General features: G+C 51.4%; 9 protein-coding genes. 4 read left to right on the top strand and 5 right to left on the bottom strand.

Features of this window, described 5'->3' with window-relative positions; translation table 11 throughout:
• Together L3D05_RS07400 and L3D05_RS07395 are read right to left on the bottom strand one after the other, a co-directional pair.
• The coding region (locus L3D05_RS07400) for a hypothetical protein (RefSeq protein WP_239615388.1) at positions 1 to 766 on the bottom strand (766 nt) is incomplete at its 3' end.
• Positions 767 to 1,177: 411 nt separating this feature from the next.
• Positions 1,178 to 3,775 carry an adenosylcobalamin-dependent ribonucleoside-diphosphate reductase gene (locus tag L3D05_RS07395; RefSeq protein WP_239615387.1) on the bottom strand — a complete coding sequence of 866 codons (2,598 nt, stop codon included), beginning with the start codon at positions 3,773 to 3,775 and terminating at the stop codon, positions 1,178 to 1,180.
• A 545-nt stretch (positions 3,776 to 4,320) separates the two neighbouring features.
• Here L3D05_RS07395 and L3D05_RS07390 point away from each other — a divergent pair.
• The 3 genes from L3D05_RS07390 (at position 4,321) to L3D05_RS07380 (ending at position 7,932) form a co-directional block, all read left to right on the top strand.
• A complete protein-coding gene (locus tag L3D05_RS07390) occupies positions 4,321 to 5,991 on the top strand; it encodes a DEAD/DEAH box helicase (protein ID WP_239615390.1) in 1,671 nt (556 codons plus the stop codon).
• On the top strand, positions 5,988 to 6,872 hold the full coding sequence (locus tag L3D05_RS07385; RefSeq protein WP_239615386.1) for a YqhG family protein: 885 nt from the start codon (positions 5,988 to 5,990) through the stop codon (positions 6,870 to 6,872). Before L3D05_RS07390 ends, L3D05_RS07385 begins: the two co-directional genes overlap by 4 nt.
• A gap of 250 nt (positions 6,873 to 7,122) precedes the next feature.
• Positions 7,123 to 7,932 carry a hypothetical protein gene (locus L3D05_RS07380; RefSeq protein ID WP_239615385.1) on the top strand — a complete coding sequence of 270 codons (810 nt, stop codon included), beginning with the start codon at positions 7,123 to 7,125 and terminating at the stop codon, positions 7,930 to 7,932.
• Here L3D05_RS07380 and L3D05_RS07375 read toward each other — a convergent pair.
• Positions 7,918 to 8,160: a YqzE family protein gene (locus L3D05_RS07375; RefSeq protein WP_239615384.1), complete on the bottom strand. Its 243-nt coding sequence runs from the start codon at positions 8,158 to 8,160 to the stop codon at positions 7,918 to 7,920. The two genes, L3D05_RS07380 and L3D05_RS07375, sit on opposite strands and share 15 nt — an antisense overlap.
• 180 nt (positions 8,161 to 8,340) lie before the next feature.
• Between L3D05_RS07375 and L3D05_RS07370 the strand changes: the two genes are divergently transcribed.
• Entirely contained in the window at positions 8,341 to 9,003 is a 663-nt protein-coding gene (locus tag L3D05_RS07370; RefSeq protein WP_239615389.1) for an N-acetylmuramoyl-L-alanine amidase family protein, read from the top strand.
• On the opposite strand, the gene L3D05_RS07365 is transcribed toward L3D05_RS07370, so the two are convergent.
• Both L3D05_RS07365 and L3D05_RS07360 read right to left on the bottom strand, forming a co-directional pair.
• The gene (locus L3D05_RS07365; protein ID WP_239615383.1) at positions 8,982 to 9,818 is read right to left on the bottom strand and encodes a divergent polysaccharide deacetylase family protein; all 837 of its coding nucleotides are present in this window, start codon (positions 9,816 to 9,818) and stop codon (positions 8,982 to 8,984) included. The two genes, L3D05_RS07370 and L3D05_RS07365, sit on opposite strands and share 22 nt — an antisense overlap.
• Before the next feature lie 154 nt (positions 9,819 to 9,972).
• A complete protein-coding gene (locus L3D05_RS07360; protein WP_239615382.1) occupies positions 9,973 to 11,301 on the bottom strand; it encodes an ABC transporter substrate-binding protein in 1,329 nt (442 codons plus the stop codon).
• Between the last annotated feature and the right edge of the window lie 84 nt (positions 11,302 to 11,385).

Below are 11,385 nucleotides of genomic sequence, written 5' to 3'. Positions count from 1 at the left end.
TCCAGCCTCCAAATACTTTTCCTGTCGGAGCTGTGATTCCCGTGCTATCTGGCAGCGCTGCGGAAGACTGACCGGACGTTACCATCATGGAATTTGGCGCTGATCCTGTTCCGCCGTTTCTGTTGAAGCTGATGTTTGGGGCTATTGTGGCGTTGATGTTGTCTATGCTGATGGCACCGTTCACCGAGAACGTACCGTCAGTCTGCGCCTTGAACATGTCGATGCCCTGGAACGCGCTGTTGAACGACACGTTGAACGTTTCCATGGTGTAATCGCCAACTATTTTACTTAGGACGGCGCCTGCCACCGGCAAGCCGTTCTTGTAGCCAATCAACTGCATCGTGCCGTAAAATCTCCCGTTGGACAGATCAATGCCGACATCCACCGAATTGAGGGTAAACAGCCTGCCATCGTTGGACTTGGCAGTCATTGCCACCAAGTTGCTAGAGACCGTATTACTCCGGCCGTCGATGCTGATGGAATTCGGAATCATGCCGTAATCGGACCAAATAACGCAATCGGGTACGCTGTTGGTGGAAAGCAACGTGATGTCCCAGCCGTCGACGTTGTAGGCGGTCAGGCCGGAGCCGGCCGAACTACAACTACCCACGCTAGTCAGCTGGAGTATGCTCAGGTTATCGAAAGTGGTGATGCCGCTGATTGGAGTTGCAGCAAAGGCTTTTCCCCCAGACAGATCAGGCAGTAGTGCCATCATCAACAGAAAAACCAGCACACAGGCTATCATTTTTTTTACCTTTTTACGCATTCTTTTCCCTACCTCTCATTGTTCTCCTCCGATAAAATCCATTCTTGCTGCTAATTTGCGAAGACACCTTTACACAACTATGCGCCACAAGCTCTTGCCATTGATTCTCCATTTATTGTCATAGTCCACCCTACGCTGAACTCTGCCGTCTGCACTGGCTCATAAGAAGTACGACATAATACGACAATCTACCATCCATTCTATCAAATATTTGGTAAACAGAGAACATAATTCACAACTGAAGTGAGGATAAATTAGAAATCAAAAAGACGACCCATTTCGATCGTGGTCGTCTCAGTTCAAACAAAAGGGTATCCTAATCTTTTTCTAAATACAGTTCCCTGCATAGAAAAAAGACCCGGTGTTTCCGTTTAAAAAAGAAGAGAGGGAAATCATCCCTCTCTCCTTTCATTAATTACACTTACTATATCCGCAATTCCCGCAAGTCTTACATCCTTCAACGTTCAGCAGCGAAGCCGATCCGCAGGAAGGGCACAAGTCCTTCGACGTATAAGCGACTCTCGATTTCTCCGAGAGGACGTTATAGCCCGTTACCGGAATGGGTGACTCATGGGCTGCTGCGTGCTCATGATCGACGATGCCGGCATGAGTTTCGAGCGCTTGAGCGACGGCGTCCGCGATGGACTCGACGCGATTAGGACCGAAGCCGACCGCGCCGGAGCCTCCGATGCCTTTAAGATGCTTCACGAGAAGCTCCACTTTGTTGCCGTGATCGCCATAACGAAGGAACAGCGAGCATACGCGGCCGAGCGCTTCCGCCATGGCAAAGACGTCGGACCCGGCTTTACCTACGTTCAGGAAAATTTCTCCCGGCGTTCCATCGATATCGTTAACGGTAATGTAAGCCATACCGAACGGAGTATTGTATTTGTAAGTCGCCCCGCGCAACACTTTCGGGCGGCTCTTATATTGCTTGTCGAACACTTGCTTCTGCTCGGGAGTCACGCTAACGTTCAGCGCCGCGCTCAGCGTTTCCGCCGGAGTCGATTCCGCAACCGCTACTGCGCTAGAGGATGTATCCTCTGCCGCAACTGTCGAAGCCTCTTCCTTCTTCTCGTCCTTAGCCGTGCTTAGAACTTGAACGTCGCGGCTGCCGTCGCGGTAGATCGTTACGCCTTTGCAACCGAGCTCGAACGCCATCTCGTACAGCTCGGCGGTCTCTTCGATCGTGAAGTCGGACGGGCAGTTCGCCGTCTTGGAGATCGAGCTGTCGACCCAGCGTTGAATGGCAGCTTGCGCCCGTATGTGATCCTTAGCGGACAGATCCATCGCGGTAACGAACCACTCCGGAAGCGCCTCGCCCGGATGGGCGTCCTGCCATTCTTGAGCAATCGGAACGAATTGCTTATCGAAGCCTAAGCGGCTCTGACGGAAAAATTCGAATGCGAAATACGGCTCAATTCCTGTGGAAGTACCCACCATCGTACCCGTAGAGCCCGTGGGCGCTTGGGTAATAACGGTAACATTACGCATTCCCCGTTTGGAGATGGCTTCGCCGACTTCCGGATACACGTCGACCATATTTTTCATGAATCCGCTTTGCATGAACGGCTCCAGATCGAACGCAGGGAAAGACCCTTTCTCCGCAGCGATCTCGGTGGAAGCCAGATAAGCCTCGCGAGCCATGAATCCGTACAATTTATCTAAAAATTCCATGCTTTCCGGGCTACCGTAACGAATTTCCAGATGAATCATTAGCTCGGCAAGTCCCATCGTTCCAAGACCTACGCGGCGCTCGTTCTTCTGGTTTTTCTCGTTTTCCGGGAAGTGGTATGGCGTCGTATCGATGACGTTGTCCAAGAACCGAGTGGAGTAACGAACGACGCGGGATAACTCATCCCATGCGACGTCGTGCTTCTCCGCATCGTAGAACTTGGACAGGTTGATCGCCGACAAGTTACATACTCCCCAAGCAGGCAACCCTTGCTCTCCGCACGGATTCGTACAAATTATCGGGTTGAAGTACCAGCTATTCGACATCTGGTTGTAGTATTCCATGAATACGACGCCCGGTTCAGCGGACTTCCATGCCCCTTCAATGATGCTATTCCATACGTCGCGAGCGCGAACGGTCCGATAGTGGATAACGTTCTTGCCGAGCTTCTTCCACTTATCGAGATCGCCGTCCCACAGCGCATCGTATTCGGGATCTTTGGAATCCGGGAATACCAAATCCCAGTTCCCGTCTTCCTTAACCGCCTTCATGAAGGCGTTGCTGACGCAGACGGACAAGTTCGCGTTCGTGACTTGGCCCATAGTCTGCTTAACGGTAATGAAATCCTCGACGTCGGGATGCCAATCGTTAATCATGAGCATCAGCGCTCCGCGACGGCTTCCGCCTTGTTCGATCAGTCCAGTCGTATAGCTGAACAATCCGCCCCACGATACCGCGCCGCTGGAGGAACCATTCACGCCCTTGACGATCGAACGGCGAGGACGAAGCGAGGACAAGTTGATGCCTACGCCGCCGCCACGCGCCATAATTTCGGTCATCTCGGACAGCGTCTGCATAATGCCGCCCCGGCTATCATGAGGGGACGGGATAACGTAACAGTTGAATAGCGTCAGCTCATCGCTTGCGCCTGCCCCCGCCGCGATCCGTCCGCCCGGAACGAGCTTCCAATCGTCCAATAGCCAGCGGAATTTCTCCGACCAATCTTTCTGTTTCTCGGCGGAATCTTCCACGGATGCCATCGCATTGGCAAGCCGCGTCCACATTTCCTCCGGTGTCTTCTCAATAGTCAACGTCAGCTTCTCTACGGTAGATTCAACTAAATCTCCGTTCCGCAGCTTAACGGTTACATTCTGTCCATCCCTTTTGACGACTTCCCCAACGTCTTTGGCAGGAAACTTGGGATCATCCTTCGTCAGTACGAGGACAACGTCTCCTACTTTCGTCTCATTGGTATCGGCATTTTTCCATGCATAACGATCCAAAAATATTTTCTCGCTAAGTCCTTCCAACCGTCTTGCCTGCATCGTTTTCAATCCGGTTCATCCTCCCGAATATTAGAATAAAAGCGCATTTCATACGGCTCGCAGCACGTTTCATGTATGTAAAATCGTACAACATATTGTGTGCGAATCCTATTATACTACACCACATCTGGTGCTTCTATAGGGCATTAAGCATAATCATCGAATTGTCGCGAAATAGCGAGAAAGCGCTCGAAATATGGGGAGCATTTCCACTTTTCGACGATATGGTTTTGAATTTGCCCCGTTTGCTCATACTAGCAAAAGAACAAGATAACTACGCATGAACCTGGCTTACGTAACTTATTATGAGTTTGCGAAACTTGGCGTACTCCGCGTCAAGCGATCGCTCAGGAGGACTTCCGTTGCAAATCCCTTTCTCTTCTCCTGCCGGGCCTCCGTCCGGCGCGACTTCACCTGCCGCTCCATTGTCGCCTGAGCCGCCCGCGCTACCCGATATGGAGGAAGGGTCTGCACCCTTCGTTGCCCAACCGTTCAAGTCTCCCGCTAACTACTCTCCCGATCCGGCGCCGCGCAAGCTTCATCCTCTCGTAGACATGCATGTCGACCGGACCGCTTTCGAAGAATTGGAGCGCCGAGCCGAACGCAATGGCCCTTGGGACGATTGGTCGCTGTACCAACTTGCGCTGGAAGCGGAAGAAGCGTCCCTTGTGACCGACTTCCATGCCCTTCAATGCCTTACGCTTCTCCCTCATTTCGAGCCGTTGCCTCACCAGATCGATACCGCACGCAAGGTGCTTCACGAGATGAGAGGCCGCGCGATTCTGGCCGACGAAGTCGGATTGGGCAAAACGATCGAAGCAGGCCTCATTCTGAAAGAATATTTAATCCGCGGCTTGGTGAAGAAGGTGCTCATCCTCGTCCCGGCTTCCCTTGTGCTGCAATGGGTTCGAGAACTTAACGGCAAGTTCGACATCCCCGCCGTCGCACAGCGCAAAGCGTATACGTGGGACAACGATATCGTCGTCGCCTCCATGGATACGGCCAAGCGGGACCCGCATCGGCAATTGCTCCTCGATAACGAGTTCGATCTCATCATCGTGGACGAAGCCCATAAGCTGAAGAACAAACGAACGGGCAACTACCAGTTCATTAACGAGCTGCGCAAAAAGTATTGCCTGCTGCTGACCGCAACGCCGGTCCAGAACGATCTGTCCGAGCTTTATAACTTGATTACGTTGCTCAAACCCGGCCAGCTCGGCGGAGAAGGCGACTTCGCGGCGAATTTCGTCGCCGACCGCAGAGTACCGAAGAACGAAGCCAAGCTGCATGAAGCGCTTGGACAAGTCATGATCCGCAATCGTCGCAGCGACGGCGGAGTGGAATTCACGAAACGTATCGTGACGAACGTTCCGCTTCGTCTCTCTCCCGAGGAAATGGCTCTCTACGAAGGCGTTACCGACTATGTCCGCAAGCATGCAACGACGGAGAACGGCGATTTGACTAGCATGCTTTCCTTAGTAACGCTGCAACGCGAAGTGTGCTCAAGCCGAGATGCCGTATTCCTCACCCTGATTAATTTGTTCAAGAAGACGGAAGAAGACTCCCCTCTTCGCGCCCGGATCTGGGAGATCGTCGAGCTCATCCGCAGCATTAAAGCGAATACGAAAGCGGAGAAGACGATGGAGCTTGTCCAGAGCATGAACGATAAGGTCATCATTTTCACGGAATACCGCGCGACCCAAGATTATTTGCTTAAGTTTTTCAAAGAACACGGCCTATCTGCAGTCCCTTACCGCGGCGGAATGAACCGGGGCAAGAAAGACTGGATGATGGATCTCTTCCGCAGGCGCGCTCAGGTCATGATCGCTACCGAAGCCGGAGGCGAAGGAATCAACCTGCAGTTCTGCCATCACGTCATCAATTTCGACCTTCCATGGAACCCAATGCGGGTGGAACAGAGAATCGGCCGGGTTCATCGCCTAGGCCAGACGGAAGACGTACAAATCTATAATCTGTGTACCCTTGGAACGATCGAAGAACATATCGTACACCTGCTCCATGAGAAAATCAATATGTTTGAATTGGTTATCGGAGAGCTGGACGAGATCATTCAACAGTTCGAAAAAGAGGATTCCTTAGAGCACAGATTAGCCCAATTGGTGCTGGAATCGACGGATGGCGAGGAATTGCGAAGGAAGATCGACGGGCTCGGAGACACTTTGCTCGCAACGAAAAATCAACTGCATCGGGAGAATCAACCATGAATCCCAAACAAGTCCAGAAATTCGTCGTATCGTATTTGGATTCCACCGGATGTCATTTTATCGAGAAGAGTCCTAGCCAAGTCACGGTCAAGCTGTCCCCCGACGCCGATCGGGCCTTATCGAACCGACCCTATTATTGGAGCTTCGTCGATCGGACCGGAACCGCTCCGGAAACGATGACCTACCGTTGGTCGTTCGAGAGTCCCTCTATGGCGGATCGGACTAACGCTTCTCCCGTCTCATACGTCATGACCGAATCGGGCAGGGTCATTCAAGAGGACGTGTATTTCGGATCCAGACGGTTGTACCAGCTATTCGATTCGGCCTTGTTTGGCGGACGGTGCGTGACCTTATTCGAGGAGCCGCCTCGCAGCAAGATCGACCCGCTTAGCTCGCATCCTTATACGGCATGGCTCGGCGTTAACTTCAAAGTCGGATTCGAATGCGATATGAAACGGGAAGAGCTCTATGGTTGGGGAATTTCTTTAGCGACGGGCGTGATCAACGAGAAGTTCATGGAAACGTTGAAGGATAGGCGGCTGACTCCCCGTCTTCCTTCTAATGTCCATCTTATGAGGAACGGCTTGTCGTTACGCAAAGGGATGAGCCAGCTTGAGCTGACGATGGAACGCAAGCTCAAAAACACCGATTTCAACTGGGCGGTGGAAGCGGAGCAAAGACGACAAGACGAGCTTGAGCGAATTCGGCAGTATTACGTCCCGATGCTGGACAACATGGAGCATCCCGACCAGAAGGAGCAGAAGGATGCAGTATCCGCCCGGTTCCAACAAAGAGAAGCGGAAATCGACTGGCAATACCGGCCAAGGGTATCCGTAACCGTCATGAATTGCGGAATTTTTCACCTTCCCGGCATTCACTAGGGGCTTACAACGTTAATACGTCCTTAATCGGCAAAATTAGAACTTCGAAGCGCGAGTTTCGCTGACAAGTTGTAACAGTCTCGGCAGGGCAAGTCCATTACAATAAGAGCGCAAATACGTCAATCCTTACCTAACTCCAACAAAATGCAGGTGATGAGCTTTGATCGTTCGGCCAAATCCGCCCAGAAGGCGAGCGCTAACCCTTCTGTTTGTCGCGTTACTGATTTCATTGTTCATAGGGGTAATCCCTATGCGGGAGGCATTCGCCGCATCCGCCGCCGTGCAAGCCAGGCTTCCTTCGAAGCTGGAACAGCAAATTCAAGAATGGGTTGCCCGTCTTGCCGAACAGAAAGCCTTCAAAGCATGGCAAACAGCCGACCCGCAGATCGAGGCACTCGGTCCGGGTACGCACAGTTGGCTTGTGTTGTTTACGAAAGAAGGCAAAGATATCGGCTATATGGTCGTCCATGCCGTAACGGATGGTTCTTTCCAGCTCGGTGAATACGGCATCGGTTCCTATACGCTATTCTCCCAGCAACGATTGAAGCAATCCCTTGTCGACGGCGGCTTGCTTACGGATGAGAACCAACCGTTCAAGACGGTCAAACACTATGTCCACCCGTTCGCAGCCGCTTGGGAAGTTACGATCGGCCAAGAAACCGTATGGTTGGACGCGAAATCCGCAGAACAATTGCCCGTTAATAGTACCCAGTGGAAGAAGATGTTCCCCAATCCTGACAGTAGAGCAGTTTCGAAAGCGGGTTTACGTACCGTAACGATCCGGCTCAATGAACCGTTCGATCCTTATGAGAAACTTCCTTGGCTCACCAAAGAGACGCCCTTCTCCGTGAAAGACGTCTCGAAATTGCAGAAGCGCTTGAACAACAACCAGCATCTGCGTTATGTAACGGAACCGTTCGGAGATACGATGCTTTACGCTGTTTCGGTGATCGGTTATCAGCGTTGGTCGAACGGCCGTTTGGATTTGGCAATGGATATGGAAGGAACCCGCTTCATCCCCTTAGATTCGCTAAGAGGCAATGGACTATTTTATCGATAAAGAGTCGTTCACGGAGCGCACCTCAGGGTGCGTTTCTTGATTTCTGTTCGTTCTGCTCCCCCACCACATCATAATTCCCATCGGAGCCATTCCGAACCATCTCGTTAGCCACGGTTCACGGCTTATTTTCCTGTTCGGCTTCGTTTCTTCCGCATCCGCTTCGGTCGGACTGTCTATATATTTAACGACCTTCTCCGTCATGTACTTCAAATACTCAGAGCTATCCATCTTTCATCGCCTCCTTGACCTTAGAATGCCCCAAAACTTCGCTGCTCAATCTCCGGTCCGACTAACAGGCAAAAATCGATCCAACGCTTGTATGAGTCAGTCGAATTTGTGCCACGATAACGGGTATCGAATGTAATTCATCGAGGACAAAAGGACGGAGGCGAAGCCAATTTGTTTCGCATGATGCTTATCGTGATCGCAATCCTAATGCTTACCGGCTGGAGAGGAGAGTATGAACCTCCGAACGTGAAGCGTGCCTTGCCGACCGCCGATGTGATCATCGATGCCGGCCACGGAGGTATCGACAGCGGCACGCATTGGAAAGATGTGCTCGAGAAGGATATTAACCTGGCTATATCCCGTAAGCTGTATTTGTTGCTTCGCAGCAAAGGCATTAAAGTCATTCTTAACCGTACCGGCGATTACGCGCTTAGCGACGATAACCGATGGCACCTTACCCGTTCCAGGCATCGGCGCGATCTATCCCAACGCCGGGGCTTGTCCGATGAGATCGGATCCTCTATTTTCGTAAGCATTCATGTGAATTGGTCCAAAGGGAAGAAAAGAGGACCGCTCGTTATTCATCAGGACGAAGGCCGCAGCGCTATGCTGGCCAGCTTCATCCAGATCAACTTAAATCAGCAGCAAAACAGGTTCCGCCTTCCGCAAGTGGCTAACAAATATTATTTGCTTAACCGGGTACAAGTGCCCAGCGTAATCGTGGAGACGGCCTTCCTCAATGATCCCGGCGATCGAGCGATGCTCACCTCCATCCCCGGGCAGAATCGGTTAGCCGCGGCCATAGCAAGCGGAATTGAAAGCTACTTTACCTTCTGTCCTTGATCGAAAGGCTCTGGCATGGGGAGCAGCTGCGTTAAACGTACGAATACCGCTTTGCTCTGCAAATCCGGAATCGAATTTTTCAAGACGCTTGAAGTGAACAAACCCGGAGCGCCGACATGGCCAATGACGATACAGCGTTCGTTCTGCGCCAGAAACTTCTTCACCACGGAAATCTGATGCAGGACATGATTCTGGGTATAGACGTCATCAAGGAACACATCGTTATGGAGCGTAGCGATACCTATCTCTTCGGCTATCTTCGGCACGACGGTTTTATAGGAAGTACGGCTATCGAGGAAAAATAGCCCCTTCTCCTTGCATACTTGCAGCACTACCCGCATGACCCGCTTATCCGCCGTAGCCTTGGAGCCCATATGGTTGTTCATCCCGATCGCATGCGGAACGTCCGCAATCGCCGCCTCGACGCGCTTGCGGATTTCCTCGTCGGTGAGATCGGTTGTAATCGAACCGGGACCCAGCCAACTTTTCAAGCCTCTGACGGGCTCCATAGGAAGATGCACGATGACGTCATGGCCTTTGACGTGCGCTGCTTCCGCGTCTCGCTTCGTCGTTGGAAGGAACGGCATGACAGCGACCGTCAGCTTGATGGGCAAATCAAGCATTTGCTCCGTTCCTTTCATCCCGTTGCCGAAATCATCGATCACGACGGCAATTTGACGGGATACGGACTTAGCGGGCCTATTCACTTCTAGAGGGTCGAACCCACCCGCTTGAGCGGGAAATGCCCCTATCAGCATACCCGCGCAAAGAACGGCTGCCATTTTAAATCGGAACGTTGTCTGCTTCATTTTCATCGTTTAATCCTCCATCGTGGGCATCGTTAATACGACTCTCCACTCAGTATGGAGTGAAATGGAAAAATTTATGTGCGATCCGAGATATTCGGCGGAATTCAAAGACCTCCCGACGGATTGCCGGGAGGTCTTTAACATAACCATTCATTTTATCCTAGTAACCTAGGCTTGCTTTTGCTTTTTTCCATTTCGCGTTAAGCGCGTCAAACTCCGCTTGCATGTCTTTGGAAGTCAAGATTTTTTGGATGTACTTCCCGCCGTACAGGTCGATTTCCGCTTTATTCGCGATTTCGTTGAATTTAGGGTCTGAAGCCAAGCTTTCGATGTAGTTAGGCTTAAAGGTATCGAACTCTGCCAATTGCGGGTTGTTCGACGATTGGGATTTGTATACCGGTAAGTAGCCGCCAGCGTCCGTATACCCGGATTCTTTAACGAAGAACTCTGCCCATTTAATAGCCAACTCTTTGTTTTTGCTGTCTTTGCTTACGCCGATGAAGTAGTCAGGACCGCGCGGTACGTTGTAGCTACCGCCTTTGTTGTCGTAAGGAAGCGGGAAAAATCCGATATCTTCCGAATTCGCGCCTGCACCGATAAGTTGTGGAATAACCCAGTTGCCCAGGAAGTACATTCCCGCTTTGCCCGTAGCGACTTCACCTTTGGACATTTCCCAGTTATTCGTCGCTAGATCTTTTTCCGTATACCCTCTTTTTACGAACTCGCGTCCGATCGATAACAATGTTCCCCATGCGTTGTCCATTTTGTATGGTGCATCATCGGTTACGAATTGGTCGAAGAAATTGCCTTGTCCGGCAACGTACCATACGCCGTTCTCGCCCCAGTTCGTAATCGGCCACATAGCGCCGACGTTCATGTACAACGGAACGATATTAGCCGCTTTCAATTTCTCGGCAGCAGCGTAAAGCTCGTCTAACGTCGCCGGTACTTTGTCGATGCCAGCAGCTTTGAATGCCGATTTGTTATATACGATACCTTGGGTATTAACGCCTGTCGCGATACCGTAACGTTTGCCATCCCATGCTTTGATGTCCGGGAAATAAGCATCTTCGAACAAGCTGTCCGGCAATGGCTCATAATAATTCGGCAATTCGTTAAGCGGAAGGCTGGAATCCAGGAAGCTTACGTCCCCTGCTTCGCCTGTCGTCAAGCGAACTTTGATTTCTTGCGCATAATCCGTGATCGCAACCCATTCGAACTCTGCCTTAGGATACTTCTCTTTGAATTTAGCCGCATATTTGTCTAGTGTGCCGTCGTTCTTCATATCCGTACGCGTGGTAACGAACGTAATCTTGCCGCCCAGATCGGATTCGGCTGCGGATCCGCTGTCGCTGGATGCAGGCTCGGACGCTTTCTCGCTAGCCGGCGCGGACGAGGAAGCGGAGTTATTGTTGTTGCTTTTTCCGCATGCCGCGAACAACGTCATCGACATCACCAAGACCAATGCGACTAATAAATTTTTCTTCATCTCGATAAATACCCCCAGATAGATAAGTTTTGCGAGCCGGGAACACGAATCGTGGCATCGCTTACATTACCTAATTATAAAGTT

This window comes from Cohnella mopanensis (assembly GCF_022352055.1).
Taxonomy (GTDB): Bacteria; Bacillota; Bacilli; order Paenibacillales; family Paenibacillaceae; genus Cohnella; species Cohnella mopanensis.
Note: the sequence above shows the minus strand (reverse complement) of the source record. Positions and strands in the feature narration are given on the sequence as shown.